Source organism: Mariniphaga sp., from assembly GCF_041687215.1.
Classification (GTDB): Bacteria; Bacteroidota; Bacteroidia; order Bacteroidales; family Prolixibacteraceae; genus Mariniphaga.
In genome coordinates this window covers 11989-28873 of record NZ_JAWLCI010000060.1, presented here as the reverse complement: position 1 = coordinate 28873, position 16885 = coordinate 11989, and the positions used below count along the sequence as shown (strand labels likewise).

The 16885-nt window shown below is 40.5% G+C and carries 15 protein-coding genes; 10 read left to right on the top strand and 5 right to left on the bottom strand.

Features of this window, described 5'->3' with window-relative positions; translation table 11 throughout:
- Nucleotides 1-285 (bottom strand): hypothetical protein (locus ACESMA_RS17255; protein WP_372950107.1); only part of this gene is annotated, 285 nt, incomplete at its 3' end.
- Nucleotides 286-379: 94 nt separating this feature from the next.
- A complete protein-coding gene (locus ACESMA_RS17250; protein WP_372950106.1) occupies nucleotides 380-1330 on the bottom strand; it encodes a D-2-hydroxyacid dehydrogenase in 951 nt (316 codons plus the stop codon).
- 142 nt (nucleotides 1331-1472) lie between these two features.
- Here ACESMA_RS17250 and ACESMA_RS17245 point away from each other — a divergent pair, with 142 nt between their 5' ends.
- Nucleotides 1473-1997, top strand: coding sequence for a CHRD domain-containing protein (locus ACESMA_RS17245; protein ID WP_372950105.1), 525 nt, complete (start codon nucleotides 1473-1475; stop codon nucleotides 1995-1997).
- A 165-nt stretch (nucleotides 1998-2162) separates the two neighbouring features.
- Here the strand turns inward: ACESMA_RS17245 and ACESMA_RS17240 are convergent, their stop codons facing one another.
- Nucleotides 2163-3599: a M20/M25/M40 family metallo-hydrolase gene (locus tag ACESMA_RS17240; RefSeq protein WP_372950104.1), complete on the bottom strand. Its 1437-nt coding sequence runs from the start codon at nucleotides 3597-3599 to the stop codon at nucleotides 2163-2165.
- Nucleotides 3600-3828: 229 nt separating this feature from the next.
- Here ACESMA_RS17240 and ACESMA_RS17235 point away from each other — a divergent pair, with 229 nt between their 5' ends.
- From ACESMA_RS17235 to ACESMA_RS17210, 6 genes are all read left to right on the top strand, one after another.
- Complete coding sequence (locus tag ACESMA_RS17235) at nucleotides 3829-5295, top strand: M48 family metalloprotease (RefSeq protein WP_372950103.1); 1467 nt, start codon at nucleotides 3829-3831, stop codon at nucleotides 5293-5295.
- 131 nt (nucleotides 5296-5426) lie between these two features.
- Nucleotides 5427-6536, top strand: a complete 1110-nt coding sequence (gene lpxK / locus ACESMA_RS17230; protein ID WP_372950102.1) for a tetraacyldisaccharide 4'-kinase — start codon at nucleotides 5427-5429, stop codon at nucleotides 6534-6536.
- Nucleotides 6475-7287, top strand: a complete 813-nt coding sequence (locus tag ACESMA_RS17225) for a purine-nucleoside phosphorylase (RefSeq protein ID WP_372950101.1) — start codon at nucleotides 6475-6477, stop codon at nucleotides 7285-7287. The genes lpxK and ACESMA_RS17225 overlap by 62 nt, the downstream gene beginning before the upstream one ends.
- A gap of 193 nt (nucleotides 7288-7480) precedes the next feature.
- On the top strand, nucleotides 7481-8425 hold the full coding sequence (locus tag ACESMA_RS17220; protein WP_372950100.1) for an SMP-30/gluconolactonase/LRE family protein: 945 nt from the start codon (nucleotides 7481-7483) through the stop codon (nucleotides 8423-8425).
- A gap of 111 nt (nucleotides 8426-8536) precedes the next feature.
- Nucleotides 8537-9484, top strand: coding sequence for a pyridoxal-phosphate dependent enzyme (locus tag ACESMA_RS17215; protein WP_372950099.1), 948 nt, complete (start codon nucleotides 8537-8539; stop codon nucleotides 9482-9484).
- A gap of 105 nt (nucleotides 9485-9589) precedes the next feature.
- A complete protein-coding gene (locus ACESMA_RS17210; protein WP_372950098.1) occupies nucleotides 9590-10618 on the top strand; it encodes an NAD-dependent epimerase/dehydratase family protein in 1029 nt (342 codons plus the stop codon).
- Between the two features lie 193 nt (nucleotides 10619-10811).
- On the opposite strand, the gene ACESMA_RS17205 is transcribed toward ACESMA_RS17210, so the two are convergent.
- Both ACESMA_RS17205 and ACESMA_RS17200 read right to left on the bottom strand, forming a co-directional pair.
- Nucleotides 10812-11741, bottom strand: coding sequence for a YihY/virulence factor BrkB family protein (locus ACESMA_RS17205; RefSeq protein ID WP_372950097.1), 930 nt, complete (start codon nucleotides 11739-11741; stop codon nucleotides 10812-10814).
- 4 nt (nucleotides 11742-11745) lie between these two features.
- A complete protein-coding gene (locus tag ACESMA_RS17200) occupies nucleotides 11746-12120 on the bottom strand; it encodes a DUF4783 domain-containing protein (RefSeq protein WP_372950096.1) in 375 nt (124 codons plus the stop codon).
- Between the two features lie 138 nt (nucleotides 12121-12258).
- On the opposite strand from ACESMA_RS17200, the gene rlmH reads away from it, so the two are divergent.
- The 3 genes from rlmH to ACESMA_RS17185 all read left to right on the top strand — a co-directional run bounded on the left by rlmH (nucleotide 12259) and on the right by ACESMA_RS17185 (nucleotide 16885).
- The gene (gene rlmH, locus ACESMA_RS17195) at nucleotides 12259-12732 is read left to right on the top strand and encodes a 23S rRNA (pseudouridine(1915)-N(3))-methyltransferase RlmH (protein ID WP_372950095.1); all 474 of its coding nucleotides are present in this window, start codon (nucleotides 12259-12261) and stop codon (nucleotides 12730-12732) included.
- A gap of 1 nt (nucleotide 12733) precedes the next feature.
- Nucleotides 12734-16405 carry an ATP-binding protein gene (locus ACESMA_RS17190; protein WP_372950094.1) on the top strand — a complete coding sequence of 1224 codons (3672 nt, stop codon included), beginning with the start codon at nucleotides 12734-12736 and terminating at the stop codon, nucleotides 16403-16405.
- Between the two features lie 81 nt (nucleotides 16406-16486).
- Complete coding sequence (locus tag ACESMA_RS17185) at nucleotides 16487-16885, top strand: phosphoribosyltransferase (RefSeq protein WP_372950093.1); 399 nt, start codon at nucleotides 16487-16489, stop codon at nucleotides 16883-16885.

The following is a 16885-nucleotide window of genomic DNA, read 5'->3' as shown; positions in this document are numbered from 1 at the left end:
GGTAAATATTTTTAGTTTTTTGTTGACTTTGCTGTGTTTGCAAATTTTTTGGTAACGGCGTTTTATATGTTGAGGCACCAGCTTACAAATGTATGGCCAAACAAAATTAAAACCCTGTAAAACATATTTGCTCAGGTAATAAAAAAACAAAAATCCACCCATGCCGCCGGCAAGAACGGCAATTATAGCCTGCTCAAACTCCAGGCCGATAACCAGAGCATAAGGCAGCGTATAAAAGTATTTCACCGAAGCCAGTAAAACAACTTGTATTATTTTGAAAACCATAATTTTATAATCGCTTATAAAACGTATGGCAAGATTCTTTGTTTCAACAAAAACAGGGAAAATTCAGTCCAGGTTAATTTTTTTTAAACTGCGTTTAATTCACTTTGTTTTGTGGTTTTCCTTTCAGAAATGTTTTCAGGTTTTCGGTGGCAATTTCCATCAGTCTTTCGCGGGCTTCGGTGGTGGCCCAGGCAATGTGAGGCGTAATGTAACAGTTTTTTGCCAAAAGCAAAGGATTGTCGGGTGCAGGTGGTTCGGTTGACAAAACATCGAGGCCGGCGCCGGCAATCCTGCCGTTGTTCAGCGCTTCGGCCAAATCATTTTCATTAATCAGCGGCCCGCGCCCTGTATTAATAAGAATCGCCGACGTTTTCATTTTATCGATGGCGGACTTGTTAATAAACCCGGCATTTTCATCCGTTAACGGACAATTAATGCTGATAAAATCACTTTCGGTAAGCAGCGTGTCCAGGTCAACTTGCCGTGCATTCAGATTTGTTTCTTTCTGACTTCGATTATGAAAAATAATATTCATGCCAAATGCCAATCCAATTCTTGCCACCGCCTGTCCAATTTGTCCGAAACCAATAATCCCAAGTGTTTTGCCTGCTAGTTCGGTTTGGGGAGTGAGGTGGTAACTAAAATCGATGCTGTTTGCCCATTCCCCATTTTTCACCGACTCGGCGTGTTTTGAAATATTCTGTACGATGTGAAGAATGTGCGAAAAAACCATTTGAGCCACCGATGCCGTGCTGTAAGCCGGAATGTTGGTGACCACAATTCCAGCTCTGGTTGCGGCTTCCAAATCAACCACATTGTAACCGGTAGCCAGAACACCAATAAACTTCAAACCGGGCAATTTACTGATTACCTCACGGTTAAAAACAACTTTGTTGGTAAAAACCGCCTCAGCACCTTTGGCACGCTCCACTGTTTTTTCAGGTGGAGTTCGATCATAAATTGTACATTCACCAAGTTCTTTTATTTCATCCCAGCTCAGGTCTCCGGGATTCAGCGTATATCCGTCAAGTATAACAATTTTCATGATGTTTAATTTTAATCCCCGAAAGTAAAAATTTTGAAATTCATATCCACCTAAAAACAAAAAATACTTTTTTGTATTTTATTTACAAAATCTTCGTAACTTACTCACAGGTATTTGGTTATTAACTTTAAAATTAAGTGTTATGAAAAAGTTTCTGATTCTTTTCATTTCTGCAGGAATGCTGCTTTTTTCATCCTGTAATTCTTTAGCCCCGGTTGAGAATTTTGATGAAGATGTTGCTCTTAAAAAAGCAAAAATGGTTAAGAGCTTTAAGGCTCATTTAAGTGGTGACCAGGAGGTTCCTCCTGCTGAAACCAATGCTAACGGTCAGGTCAATTTTAAAATGAGCAAAGATGGTGATGCACTCCATTTCAAACTGATTGTGGCAAATATAAATGATGTATTTGCGGCCCATATCCATTTAGCTCCCGAAGGTATAAACGGCCCTGTAGTAGTGGCATTATATACTTCAGGTTTAATTGCAGGACAAACCAATGGAATTCTTGCCGAAGGGGTAATTACGGCTGAAAATCTGGTAGGTCCGCTATCCGGAGAAACCCTTGACGATCTTATCAGCGAGCTGGAAGCAGGTAATGCCTATGTAAATGTTCACACAAGCGTTTATAGGGGTGGTGAAATCCGGGGGCAAATAAGTTCAAATAATTGAATGTACTGTTTCCAAAAAAGGCCTTGTAAAAAAATGAATTCTTTTGCAAGGCCTTTTTTAACCCGAATAATTCATGAGTTATTCCTGTCTCCTACAGCGACTAAGATTCAGTAAATCTTTTGAGAAAAGTTTAACTTCATCTAAGTCGGGGTTAAGTTTATTTTTTTAATTATTTGCCATTGCAATTCCCACTAAATAGCACAGTTCAGCCACTTTTTTCATTTTGTCGAAATTAATCCGGTCTGCATCATCAGTTGGTTGGTGGTAATCGGCAGTGTATCCGGTTGAAAGGTTCAGAATGGGAACCTCATTCCGGTGAAAATGATAATGGTCGCTGGAATAGAAAAAGTTATCCGGAAGGGAGAAATCGGGTGTCAGATTAAGTGTCGAACACGCTGTTTCTGCAATTTTTTTTAAATCCGGGTTAAAATCATTTACCAATGTATAAATTTCCTGGAATGGTTTTACCGGTTTCGGCGAATGTGCCCAAACCGAATCACGAGGTTCGTAAACCCGGCCAACCATGTCAAGGTTAATGCAGGCCACCGTTTTTTCCAACGGGAAAACCGGATTTTTACTGTAATATTCCGAACCAATTAATCCCACTTCTTCTGCAGTTACCCACAAAAAAACGATACTTCGCTTGGGTTTTTCTTCCGTTTGATTGAATGCCCTGGCTATTTCGAGCAGTGTTGCCGTGCCGGAAGCATTGTCGTCGGCACCGTTAAAAATTTCCCCGTTTGTATTCATTCCCAAATGATCGTAATGCGCCATAAATACAATACATTCCTCTTTCAAGTCCGCATCGCTGCCTTCTACATATCCTATGATATTCCGCCCGTTCTTTTCCTCCACTTTTTTGGCCGATCTTAATTGAATTTTGTTTTTAGCCACAAATGAAACCGGCTCTTCTTTGTTCACTATTTTCTGAAGTGTTTTTTTCCACCTGCCTTTTTTCCCTAAAATGGCATCCGCCACCTCAGGTGTGGCAATAACCAGGTGGTTTTCAATGTCAGAAATGGTTTTCTCCAACGAATATTCCGGGTTGTTTGCCCAACGTGAAATTTGCCCAAAGGTTTTATTCTCTTTATCCTGAATACTTGTAATTAAAATGACTGCTCTGGCTCCGGCATGAAATATTTTATCGGTTTTGTTACGTTCAAGACTGTTGTTCCAGTGATGGGAAAATTCTCCCTTGTAAGATTCCGGTGTTCCGGCAGATATCAAAACCACCTTATCTTTTAATTCCAATCCTGCCAATTCGTCAAAACCGGAATTATCATCGTTCCATCCGAATCCGATAAAAACGAGTTCTCCCTCAATATCAACAACTACTGGTTTTTGATTCAAAACAACAAATTTGTCCCTACTAAAAACTCTATCTTTTCTATTATCAAATATTTTCAGAAAAGTGTTTTCCTCATCCTTCCCCGATTCAAACAGCTTAAAATTCTGCGAATAGCCATTTCCTTTGTACTGAAGACCCATTTTACCAACAGTTGCCTCAAGGTAATCAGCAGCAATTTCAAGCGCGGGAATTTTGCTTGTAAAACCCCTGCCCTGCAAACTGTCTGATGCCAGAAAATTTACATGTTTTGCCATCTCGCTTTTCGAAATCAGGGGAATACTTAAATCCTGAGAAAAAACTGAGCAGGACAAAAGAAGAAATACTACGGACAGGATTAAATATTTATTTCGATTCATTTCTTTTCTGAAAAAATAATTTGCGATATTTAACAGTTAAAATGGTTAAAAGTAATATTTCAAAATAAAACGGGAAGTGATCCGGACGTTTTACATAAAACGAAAAACAAAAAATAAACTCGAAATAATGAATCCAATAAAAGAACTTGCAAAATTTATCCTTGTTTTTACGGCAATTTTAATTGTTCCGTCGTGTGCAGTAAATCCTGTAACAGGCAAAAAACAACTCATGCTGATGTCTGAAGCCCAGGAGATTGAGATGGGAAAACAATACGATCCTCAGGTGATTTCCACCTTTGGTCAGTACCAGGACGACCAACTGCTTCAGTTTATTCAGGTAAAAGGCGATGAAATGGGCAAACTTTCCCACAGGCCGAATCTGCAATACCATTTCAGAATTTTGGATACTCCGGTTATCAACGCATTTGCAGTTCCGGGCGGATACATTTATTTTACCCGCGGAATTTTAGCGCAGTTCAATAACGAAGCTGAACTAATGGGCGTTTTGGGCCACGAAATGGGCCACATTACGGCACGGCACACCGTAAGCAACCAAAGTAAACAGCAATTGGGACAGTTGATACTTATTGGCGGAATGATTGCTTCTGAAGAATTTCGCGAATTTGCAGGCTATGCCATGCAGGGAATGCAATTGCTTTTTCTCAAATTCAGCCGCGATAATGAAAGGGAAGCAGACCGGCTGGGTGTGGAATACGCTTCAAAAATTCAGTACGATGCACAAAAAATGGCCGATTTTTTCAATGTGCTGAATAAAATGAATATGGCCAGCAGTCATGGCGGAATTCCAACATTCCTCTCCACCCACCCCGATCCGGGCGACCGGTACAATGCTGTTACACAGCAAGCCACCGAATGGAAAACAAACCTGGGCTATTCCGATTGGAAAGTAAATGAAAACAGTTACCTGCAAAAGATTGACGGGATGGTTTACGGAGAAGACCCAAGACAAGGGTATGTAGATGGAAATGTGTTTTATCATCCCGATATGAAATTCAGGTTTCCGGTGCCGGCGGGCTGGAAACTGGAAAATTCACCACTTCAGGTTCAAATGGCACCCGAAGACGGACGGGCCATGATGGTTTTTATGCTGGCTCAGCAAAAGTCGGCTCAGGAAGCTGCGGAGGCCACCCTTCAGGAATTAAATCTTACTGTGCTTGAAACAAAACGAGAAACAGTTAACGGTCTGCCTGCAGTTGCAGTCCTTTCGCAACAGGTGTCGCAAAACCAGCAAACAGGCCAGCAACAAGCCATTAAAGTAATGTCGTATTTTATTGAATACGGGGGCCTGGTTTATGTTTTTCACGGAGTTTCAAGTGATGTGGATTTTAACTCATTCGCCCGCTTGTTTGAATCAACCATGAAAAGTTTTAATCGCTTAACCGACGCATCAAAAATCAACGTTAAACCCAAAAGGGTAAGAATTAAAAAAGTACAGCAAAACGGAACACTGGCCGATACATTTCGCTATTTTGGCGTTCCGCAAAGCCAAATGGATGAACTTGCACTGCTAAATAATCTGGAACTTTCTGACAGAATTCAGAGTGGCAAACTTCTCAAAATAATTGGAGAATAGTACTTTCCATCGGTTTTCACTGGAAGTAATTTACACGTTCACCAAACTTCTGATTGCTATGAAAAAAAGTTTGTTGGGAAAGCCGGCTGCAAATTTTTATCTTAGCCAACCATTTTAAAATATTGAATTGAATGCTCAAATTTTTGCTCTATCCTTTTTCATTTCTTTACGGAATTGTTGTTTATTTCCGCAACCGTTCTTACGATTTAAACCTGATTAAATCAAAGGAATTTGATGTTCCTGTAATTTCAATTGGGAATATAACAGTTGGCGGAACCGGCAAAACACCCCATGTGGAGTACCTTGTAGAACTTTTAAAAGACAAATTTGAAGTGGCCACCCTCAGCCGGGGATACAAAAGAAAAACTAAAGGTTTTAAGCAGGTTGATGTAAATTCAGAAGTTTCTGAGGTGGGAGATGAACCACTTCAAATCAAAAAAAAGTTTCCCGAAATTACTGTTTCAGTTTGCGAAAGCAGGGTGGAAGGCGCGGAAAAACTGCTGGCTGCGCCAGAAAATAAATCGCCCGATGTTATTTTACTCGACGATGCATTTCAGCACAGGCGAATTACAGCCGGAATAAATATTTTGCTGATTGATTACAATCGCCCCATAAAAGAAGACAAACTGCTGCCGGCAGGGCGGCTTCGCGAAAGTGTATCCCAAATGAAAAGGGCCAACATCATTATTTTTACCAAATGCCCGCCTGCCGAAGTAACTCCTATTATGCGCCGGATACTTCAAAAAGAAGTAAAACTTAAACCTTACCAGGAACTGTTTTTCACCTCATTTGAATATGGAAAAATAAAACCGGTGTTTTCAGGCAGTGAACTGAAAAGCGATTTTTACAAAAAACAAACCCACGCCATTCTGATTGTTACCGGAATAGCATTCCCTAAACTTATTCCTGAATACCTGAAACAATTCGCTTCCGAAACCGACTTTATCCAGTTTCCCGATCACCACTACTATTCTGCCGGTGATATTCAACTAATAATGAGTAAATTTGAAAAAATCGTTTCGAATCAAAAAATTATAGTTACAACCGAAAAGGATGCTATACGTTTTAATGAGGTGTCAGATTTGAATGAACAGTTTAAAACTGCTCTGTACTATCTTCCGGTAAAAGTAAAATTCCTCGACGAAGAGGGGAAAATGTTTAATAAAAAGATTTTGAATTATGTTGGAGAAAATAAAAGCAACCGCGAACTTCATCAAAAACAGAATAGAAGCTACGCCTGAAACAGGAATTATTTTAGGCACCGGTCTTGGCGGTCTGGTTAAAGAAATAGAAATCATTGATTCCATTCCTTACACTGAAATTCCTGATTTTCCTGTTTCAACAGTTGATGGCCATGCCGGCAGACTGATTTACGGTAAACTGGGAAATAAGGAAGTGCTGGCCATGCAGGGGCGGTTTCATTACTACGAAGGATATTCCATGAAGGAAGTTACTTTTCCGGTACGGGTTATGAAATTTGCAGGGGTAAAACAACTGTTTGTTTCGAATGCTTCGGGCGGATTAAATCCGGATTGGCATGTGGGCGACATTGTGATTATTACCGACCACATCAACTTTTTCCCGGAACATCCGCTGCACGGGAAAAACGAAGAAGAACTGGGACCGCGTTTCCCCGATATGAGCAAAGTTTATGACGACCGGTTGCGAAATAAAGCTAAACTTATTGCACTGGAAAACAACATCAGTTTAAAAGAAGGAATCTATATTGGAGTTCAGGGGCCCACTTTCGAAACACCTGCCGAATATAAAATGTTCCGTTTTTTTGGCGCTGACATTGTGGGCATGTCAACCGTGCCGGAAGTAATTGCTGCCCGACATTCAGGAATGAAGGTTTTTGGCATTTCCATTATTACCGACAGCGGTGTACCCGGTGAAATTGTAGAAATTTCGCACGAGGAAGTTCAAAAAGTGGCCATGAAAGCCGAACCAAAAATGACCCTGATTTTAAAAAAGTTGATTGAAAGCATCTGAGAGTTTCGGGTTCAGTGTTCAACTGGTGACTTAAAGTTCACCTGTTGAATAGTAGCAAAGCCCGCCTGCCAGCCCAACAGATTCATTCTGGCGGGAACGATGCAGCCGGGCAGGTTTAAAGTTCAAAGTTTTTTTTGATGGAACCTGTCATTCCGGCGTAGGCCGGAATCTTTAACTATTTAGCCAGAAAAAAATGAAAAATACTGTTTTAATTTTATTTGCTGTTATTTTACTTGCAAGTTGTTCAACTCCAAAAATAGATAATGTGGAACTGGTACTCGATTCAAAATCTGCTCTGGGCGAAGGTGCCATCTGGAATTACAAAACCGGTGAGTTGATTTGGGTGAATATCACCGATAAAATTCTGAATTTTTACAACCCCAAGTTAAAAAACAATAAGGAAATGCTGACCGGGCAGATGATTGGAACGGTAGTCCCTGCCGAATCGGGTAAAATGATAGTGGCGTTGGAAAACGGACTCTACCAGCTTGACCCAAAATCGGGATCCAAAATACTGATTGCCAATCCCGAGGAAAACATTCCCGGAAACAGGTTCAACGATGGCAAGTGCGATCCTGCCGGGCGGTTCTGGGCAGGTACCATGAGCACCGAAGGCAAACAACAGGCCGGCGCCCTTTACCGGCTCGATGCGGATAGTTCGGTGCACAAAATGATTGACAATGTGGGTACCTCCAACGGGATTGTATGGTCGCTGGACTACACCAAAATGTATTACATCGATACTCCAACCCGGAAAGTGATGGCTTGGGATTACAACAGCGAAACAGGCGAAATCAGTAATCCGAAAACAGCCATCGAAGTTCCGCAGGAAATGGGATATCCCGACGGAATGACCATTGATGATGATGGAAATGTTTGGATTGCACTTTGGGGCGGAGCGGCCGTTGCTTGCTGGAATCCCGAATCAGGAGAGTTGTTGCGAACGATTGATGTTCCGGCAAAAAATGTCACCTCCTGCGCTTTTGGCGATGAAGATTTGGGCACGCTTTACATTACAACGGCCCGCCAGGGAACAAGTGACGAAGAACTGGAGAAGTTTCCACATGCCGGCGGCGTTTTCAAAACCAGACCGGGCGTGAAAGGCGTGGAAGCATTTTTCTTTAAAGGAGAATTTTAAGAGATGATAGCACGCTAAGGGGCAAGGACGCAAAGATTACATAATTTCAAATTTTACCTTTGCTTCTTAGCGACTTAACGAGAAAATAGAAAAACAAAGAATTGAATTCAAATGAAATTTTTACCCGAATATTCCGATATTGAATTAGCCCACCAAACCATTCATAAATATGCTCACCGTACACCGGTTCTGACTTCGTTAAGCATCAATAAAATAGTGGGAGCCGACTTGTTTTTTAAGTGCGAAAATTTCCAGAAAGTAGGGGCATTTAAATTCCGGGGAGCCTGCAATGCCGTGTTTTCCCTTTCGCAGGAAGAGATGGAAATGGGTGTGGCCACGCACTCGTCGGGCAATCATGCGGCTGCACTGGCCTTGGCGGCAAAAATGCGCGGCATTCCGGCCTATATTGTAATGCCCGAAACTTCGCCCGAAATTAAAAAGAAAGCCGTGGCCGGGTATGGAGCACAAATCACATTTTGCAAACCCACGCTGCAGGCACGCGAAAGTACACTGGCTAAAGTAGTCAAAGAAACCGGCGCCACCGAAATTCATCCGTACAATAACTTTCATGTAATTGCCGGACAGGGAACGGCTGCCAAAGAGCTGATTGAAGATGCCGGTGAACTCGACATTATTTTTGCTCCTGTTGGCGGTGGCGGATTACTCAGCGGAACTGCCATTTCAACCAAAAAACTTTTGCCAAAATGTAAGGTCATTGCTGCCGAACCAGCCGGCGCTGACGATGCTTTTCGGTCGTTTCACAGCAAAAAATGGGTACCTTCAGAAAACCCAAAAACCATTGCCGACGGCCTGCTCACATCACTGGGCGAGCGCAACTTTAAAATCATTCTCGAAAAAGTGGACGACATTGTCACCGTTTCCGAAGAAAAAATTGTGGAAGCCATGCGCCTGATATGGGAACGCATGAAAATAATTATCGAACCTTCGTCTGCCGTTCCACTGGCTGCCATTCTGCAAGGAAAAGTGGATGTAAAAAATAAAAAAGTTGGAGTTATTCTTTCGGGTGGAAATCTGGATTTGGAGAAATTACCGTTTTAACCAACCTGAACTTTTCGAACTGAACTTTCTTTCCTGCGAATTCATTGATCGAGCGGAAAGAAAGAAGGGCATTAAAATTTCTATCTTTGCAAAAAAACAAAATTTATGATTTTTGTAACCGGAGGTACGGGTTTAATCGGTGCACATTTGTTATACGAATTAATTTCTTCAGGGAAAAAGGTAAAGGCGCTTAAACGCAAAACGAGCAATTTGCAGCAAACACTTAAAATTTTTTCATTCTATACAGAAAATCCGGAAAAACTTTTCACCCAGATTGAATGGGTTGATGGCGATATTCTGGACTATTTTGAACTGGAGAACTTACTGGCAGGAACTACTGAAATTTATCATTGTGCTGCTATTGTTTCATTTGCCAAAAACGAACGCAAACAAATGATTCACAACAACGTGGAAGGCACAGCCAATTTGGTAAATGCGGCTTTGGAAACAGGTGTAAAAAAGTTCTGTCATGTAAGTTCCGTGTCGGCTTTGGGAACCAATCAGAATGGGTTTGTAATTGATGAACAAACCAACTGGGTACCCGGCAAAAAAGTTACCGGTTATTCTCACAGTAAATTTTTTTCTGAGGCGGAAATCTGGCGGGGAATTGAAGAAGGACTGGATGCAGTTATCATAAACCCGTCTATAGTTTTGGGGCCGGGGAACTGGGATGCCGGAAGTTCGCGGTTGTTTAAAACTGTTTGGAACGGAATGAAATTTTATACCAAAGGTATTACCGGTTATGTGGACGTAAAGGATGTTGTTCGGGCAATAGTTTTGCTAATGGACGATAAAAATTTTGAATCCTGCAAAAACCAGCGATTCCTTTTAAATGCCGAAAACCTGAGTTACCAGGAACTTTTCAATCAAATTGCTGAAAACCTGAACAAACCAAAACCAAAACTTTATGCTTCGCCCGTGGTTACAGAATTTGCCTGGCGTGGTGCAAAACTTTTCGGACTGTTCAGTAAAAACCAACCCCCCATTTCGCGTGAAACTGGACATGCAGCACACACTGCTAATTTATTTGATGGCAGCAAAATAACTCAATCCATTGATTTCGAATACATTCCGGTTTCAGAATCAATAAAACAAACCGCCAACCTGTTAAAAAAAGATATGCAAAATACCTGAACAAGCCAGAAATGACAATTGACAAAAACCAAATCACAATTAATTTCCAAATTCCAATTCATTAAATTCCAATATGTTTCATGTTGTTGATTATTTTGCTTTTTAGAATTTGGAATTTATTTGGTTTTTGATGATTGATATTTGAATACTGTGCTTAAAATTACATGAATATTGTTGTTAAGACACAAAATCCTCACTCTTCTTTTGATGTATGTGCTTGGTAAATACTGGCGTTCAGTTCAAAACCCACGAGCAAAATCAGCGACATTACGTACATTAAAAACAAGATGATTAATAGCGTACCAATGGAGCCGTAAAGTTTATTATACTGGCTGAAATTGTTGATGTAATAGGAAAAAGCTAACAGGGCAAAAATGTTGAGTACCGTTGACAACGTGCTTCCGGCTGAAATAAACCGCCATTTTGTTTTTTTGGCAGGCGCCATGTAATACAAAAAAGAGTTGGCAAAAAACAACAGCAAAACTATCACGACCCATTTCCCAAAAGTCAACAAAAAAATAGTAAAACTGTCACGAATGATATCATTTTCGCGCAGGTAACTGATGGCAATTTGTCCTCCGGTTATTAATGCAACAGCAACCGTTAATAAAACCGAAAGAATTACCAGAAGAAATATGGCTGCGAGTCGCTGGCTTAACCACGAACGCCGGTTGATGCTGTGAATTGTTGCATCAAATGCACTCATCATACTCGCAAGACCATTGGTTGAAAATATCAGGGCCATTGCAAAACCCAATGACAACAAACCACCTCTTGGCCGCATAATAATGTCGGTAACCGTGCCTTCAATGGTATTAAACGTACTTTCGGGAACAAATTCCTGGATTAAACGAAAAAGTTCGCTTTGAAAATTCTCAATGGGTATGTAAGGAATGAGAGTAAACAAAAACAAAATGAAAGGGAAAAAGGCTATAAAAAAAGAAAAAGCTATGGCAGAAGCCCGTGTGGTAATTGCACCTTTTTCAATGCTGTGCCAAAAAAACAAGCCAACATCATACAACGGAACACCATCAAAAAAGGGCAGCGAAATTTTTTCAGCCCGTTCAATTAACTGTTCTCCAAAACGTTTGTATTTATTACGATTTAAAAACCCTCCATTCATAGGGTCATTCCTGTTTTTCAATTCTAAGTTGATGGATGTAATCCTTCCCTTCACTTTTCTTCAGCAGAAAATAAACCCTGAATGTGCCTTTTTGAGTTCCAAGATTACCAATTACATACTGGGCCCCTTCCTTGCCACCCTGGTGAATAACAGAAAAACTCTGTGGGGAATGGCTGCTGAAAAAATCACTCACAATTAACTGTGCCTGGGCCTTACTGTAAACATTGTCGCTTTCGGGTACCACCAATTCTACATTCTGATTAAAATATTCTGACAGCGACCTGGCATTGCCCGATTTCAGGCTAAGAATAATCTCGTCGGGAATTTGTGCAATTGCCGGTATGGTAAACAAAAGCATTCCGGCAAAAAGGAAAATCATGAATAATTTATTTTTTATGAATGACATGATTTCAAATTTAATAAATATTTAGCGCCATTTTCATAGCAAAAACTGTGCAAAAACATTTTCAACCTCTTATTTTTGGTAAATTTATAAAATAAATATTCATTACACAGGATGAAGCTGACTTTATTGATGATTGGCAAAACCGATGAAAAATATTTACTGGAAGGAATTAACCGGTATAAAAAGCGGTTGGAACATTATATCGATTTCAGACTTGAAATTATTCCAGACGTAAAAAAGGGGAAAAACATGAAGGAAAGCCTGCAAAAATTTAAAGAAGGAGAGTTAATTCTGGCCAAACGGGCTCCAGCCCGGGAGTTTCACCTGCTCGACGAAAAAGGCAAACAAATGACTTCGAGGCAGTTTGCGGAATTTCTTCAGAAAAAAATGGCCAGCGGAATTAAAGAATTGGTTTTTGTTATTGGAGGTCCTTACGGTTTTTCTGACGAAGTATATGAACAGGCCAACTCGAAAATTTCATTATCGAAAATGACTTTTTCGCACCAGTTGGCTCGACTTTTGTGCATGGAGCAGTTTTACAGGGCTTTTACCATTTTAAAAGGAGAACCATATCATCACGATTAGTGTGTTTTGGAAAATAAATAAATACAGTTTCCTCATTTTTGCCCTTTGTTTTTTTGCAGCGGCGGCAATAATTGAAAACGGACTGCTTCGGCAGCACCCCGAAACTCATTTAATTGAAGATTTTCAGAAACAACTTCATCAGCACGAAAAAGAACTCAAATTGCGGCTGAACGACATTGCCGCTCTTGCTCAACAAGAAAATTTTGATGGAAATTTTACCGGAAGTCTCCATTTGAGCAGCCGTCTCCTGGAAGAAAGCGGCTATGGTTTTTTAGTTTACCAAAGCGAAAACCTGGTTTACTGGTCTGACCGTTCGCTTGCTTTTTATGATAAAATAAGCGATTTTGCTGAAAAGGAAAAATTAATTCAGCTACCAAATGGTTTTTACCTCGCTCATTACAAGCAAATTAATGAGTTCGACATTATTGGTCTTCACCTGATTAAATATAAATACCAATACGAAAATAAATACCTTAAAAACAGGTTTTTAAAAGACTATAAACTCCCTGATGAATTTGAAATTGAGGTAAACAAATCCGATGCACTGTATGCTGTTCACAATTCTGAAGGAGATTACCTTTTTAATATAAAACCGCAGGGAATGTACCTGTGCACCACACGCCAGCTTTATCTCCCGGGCATTCTGTATTTTTTCGGACTTCTTGTTTTGCTTATTTATTTCAGGCGCGAATTCCTGGAATCCAGGGCTTCCTTTTCTTTCAAACTTTTTGGACTGGCCATTGCCCTTTTTCTGGTTTACTGGTTGCATTTAATATTCCATATACCCAAGGTATTTTTTCTATTGAGGTTTTTCAGCCCGTCGGTTTTTGCACTCAATAGCTGGCTTCCCTCGCTGGGCGATTTCTTTTTACTGGCACTTTTTTTCCTTTTTTGGCTGTTTCATTTTGGAAAACATCTCAGTTTAGACGAATTGCAAAAAGATTCTTTTATGCCACGGAAAGCAATCGCCTTTTTACTGCTTCTGTTTTCAGGCAGCACTTATCTGCTCATCCATTTTTACACCAGGGAACTAATTTTTAATTCCACTATATCCTTTTCGCTCAACCGCATTATTGAAATAACTCCCCAAAGCGTGCTCGCTATTTTTTCAGTAGGTATGATGTTGCTGGCGGTTTTCATTTTAACCATTAAAATTATCGACAACATACGCAACGATTTCAGGTTGGGGCATTTAATGCTGGCTGCACTGCTGGTTGCAACTTTTTTGGCTGTAATACAATTTATTACCATACAAAAGGTATCGGTTGAAGCGCTTGTTCTGTTTATTGCAGCCACTATTCTGGCCACATTATTTAGTAAAAACTACCTGCAAAAGTTCACACTTAGCTATCTTATCATTTTTGTTTCGGCTGCATCACTTTACTCATTAATTGTTTTTTACAACACCATTGCCACCAAACAGCGCGATGAACAAAAATTGATGGCGGTTACCCTTGTGGCTGAGCGCGACCCGGCTGCTGAGGTTTTTTTGTCAGAAATTCAAAAATCAATACAAAAAGATTCCGTTATTCCCAGACTTCTTATTGAAGAAGAGAATGAATTTGTACTTGATTATATTGAAGAAACCTATTTCAACAGCTATTTCAGGCAGTATGATGTAAGATTTTTTAAGTGTTCGGGCGCCGATAGTCTTTACATTGAAATGGATAAACGGATGGCGCCATGCTTCGATTTTTTCGAAGATATGATACAGGCGCAGGGCATTAAAATTCCGGGCACCAACTTCTATTTTATGGATAACATGAACGGAAGGATTTCTTACACCGGCTGGCTCCACTATCCGCTATCTTCTGAGAAACGAGGCGTTTCCATTTTTATAGAACTGAATTCGGAACTGCTTTTTGAAGGAATTGGTTTTCCTGAACTGCTTATTGACAAATCGATGGCTAAACCGGAAAATTACAAACGTTTTAGTTATGCAAAGTATTACGGTGGCGAACTCACCGATCGTCATGGCGATTACAATTACAATTTTTACGTACATTCTTACCTGTCTTCGGGTCAGGAATTTGAATATAACCGCTGGGATGGGATGGAACACCTGATTTACCACACCCGGGAAGACAATTACGTAATTGTGTCGCGCGAACTTTTTACCTTTATAGATTACCTGATTTCCTTTCCTTACCTTTTCGTTTTTTACTTTCTTTCTGTTTTGATTTTACTTCTCATTGGAAATCAGTCAATACGCAAACGTTCCATAAATTTCGATCTGAAATTTAAAATCCAGGCAGCCATTATATCCATCGTATTGGTGTCACTGCTAATGGTTGCCATGGCAACAATCTGGTACAACGTTAGGGAATACAAAGAAAAGCACCAAAACGATTTGAATGAAAAACTAATTTCCATTGCCGAAGAAATTGACATGCGCCTTGAAGAAGTGGATGAACTGAACGAAGAACTCATCGACTGGCTGAACCGAGAACTGGCCAAATTGTCAAATATTTTCAGAACCGACATAAATATTTTTGGTACCGACGGCCATCTGCTGGCCTCTTCACGCCCTGAAATTTTCTACAGGGGGCTTGTTTCAGACCGCATGAATGCCAATGCATACAATGAAATATTCAACAATTTTCAGCTTAGTTTTTTCCAGCCCGAAGAAATTGGCCTGCTTTCTTATCTTTCAGCATATAAGCCGGTAATTAACAACACCGGTGAATACCTTGGTGTAATAAACCTGCCCTATTTTATTAAACAGGACAGGTACAGCCAGGAACTTACAACTATTGTGGTAGCTTTTATCAACCTTTATGTGCTGCTGTTTCTGGCAAGTATTATTGTAGCCATTTTTATTGCCAATCAAATTACCCGCCCACTGGTACTTATTCAGGAAAATTTGCGCAAAATAGAACTGGGCAAACGAAATGAGCCCATTTATTACAACCGCAACGATGAAATTGGCAGTCTGGTAAAAGAATACAATAAAAAGGTAGACGAACTGGCCGTTAGTGCCGAATTACTTGCCCGGTCTGAACGGGAGTCGGCATGGCGCGAAATGGCCAAACAGATTGCTCACGAAATTAAAAACCCGCTCACACCAATGAAACTGAATATTCAACACCTTCAGCGTTTTAAGGGGAAAGGCAAAGATTACGAAAAGTACATTGAACGGGTAACTTCCACGCTGATTGAACAAATTGACAATCTCTCCAACATTGCCACAGAATTCTCGAACTTTGCCAAAATACCCACCGCCCGAAACCAGGTTTTCAAACTGGCAGAACAACTTAAAAAGGTGATTGATTTGTTTGATACCAATCAAAAAGTTACGCTTGAATTTCGTGCCAACGGACTGGAATATTTGGAAGTTAACGCCGATCGCGACCAGCTTTCAAGAGCCATTATTAACCTGTTAAAAAACGGTATCCAGTCGATTCCCGATGACCAAAAAGGAAAAATAGAAATTAACCTGAACCGGCGCGATCACATGGCTGTAATTGCAATAACCGACAACGGCGAGGGCATTTCGGAAGAACTGCGCGATAAATTGTTCAGCCCCAGTTTTACCACAAAATCAAGCGGAATGGGGCTCGGACTTGCCATTGTAAAAAATATTGTGGAAAATTTTTCAGGCCATGTTTGGTTCGAAACTGAGGAAGGAGAAGGCTCCACTTTTTTTATTGAAATACCCATTTGGGAAGGATAAATTTTATTTGCAAATCACGACCATTTCTGTTAATCTTGCGTTACCTGTTTTATTTGAACAGGCACATTAAAATTTAAAATTATGGTACCATTGTCATTTCGCGAAATAACTGACCGCCTCAAACAAATGCAATTGCCCGAAACCGATGTAGTTATTGGCATTGGAAGCGGAGGAATTCCACCGGCCACCATGGTTGCTTTTCATTTAAATGCTGAATTGCAGGTGATGGTGTTAAATTACCGCGACGAAAAAAACACGCCGCGTTACGAAGAACCCAAAGTACTGGCCAAACCCGAATGGAAACTGGAGGGTAAACGAATATTGCTGGTTGACGATGTTTCAGTTTCGGGAAAAACTTTGCAGGCAGCACTCGAACAATTAAAGGGCCTGAACGTAAAAACACTGGCTATGAAAGGAAAGGCCGATTTTGTGCTTTTCCCCGAAATTAAAGACTGCGTAAAATGGCCATGGAAACCGTAA

Bases quoted from the DNA above. Each gene is read 5' to 3' on its own strand.
- ACESMA_RS17185 (WP_372950093.1), top strand. From the start codon at position 16,487: ATGGTACCATTGTCATTTCGCGAAATAACTGACCGCCTCAAACAAATG.
- ACESMA_RS17210 (WP_372950098.1), top strand. From the start codon at position 9,590: ATGATTTTTGTAACCGGAGGTACGGGTTTAATCGGTGCACATTTGTTA.
- ACESMA_RS17240 (WP_372950104.1), bottom strand. From the start codon at position 3,599: ATGGCAAAACATGTAAATTTTCTGGCATCAGACAGTTTGCAGGGCAGG.
- lpxK (WP_372950102.1), top strand. From the start codon at position 5,427: ATGCTCAAATTTTTGCTCTATCCTTTTTCATTTCTTTACGGAATTGTT.
- ACESMA_RS17245 (WP_372950105.1), top strand. From the start codon at position 1,473: ATGAAAAAGTTTCTGATTCTTTTCATTTCTGCAGGAATGCTGCTTTTT.
- rlmH (WP_372950095.1), top strand. From the start codon at position 12,259: ATGAAGCTGACTTTATTGATGATTGGCAAAACCGATGAAAAATATTTA.
- ACESMA_RS17205 (WP_372950097.1), bottom strand. From the start codon at position 11,741: ATGAATGGAGGGTTTTTAAATCGTAATAAATACAAACGTTTTGGAGAA.
- ACESMA_RS17235 (WP_372950103.1), top strand. From the start codon at position 3,829: ATGAATCCAATAAAAGAACTTGCAAAATTTATCCTTGTTTTTACGGCA.
- ACESMA_RS17215 (WP_372950099.1), top strand. From the start codon at position 8,537: ATGAAATTTTTACCCGAATATTCCGATATTGAATTAGCCCACCAAACC.
- ACESMA_RS17250 (WP_372950106.1), bottom strand. From the start codon at position 1,330: ATGAAAATTGTTATACTTGACGGATATACGCTGAATCCCGGAGACCTG.
- ACESMA_RS17200 (WP_372950096.1), bottom strand. From the start codon at position 12,120: ATGATTTTCCTTTTTGCCGGAATGCTTTTGTTTACCATACCGGCAATT.
- ACESMA_RS17220 (WP_372950100.1), top strand. From the start codon at position 7,481: ATGAAAAATACTGTTTTAATTTTATTTGCTGTTATTTTACTTGCAAGT.
- ACESMA_RS17225 (WP_372950101.1), top strand. From the start codon at position 6,475: ATGTTGGAGAAAATAAAAGCAACCGCGAACTTCATCAAAAACAGAATA.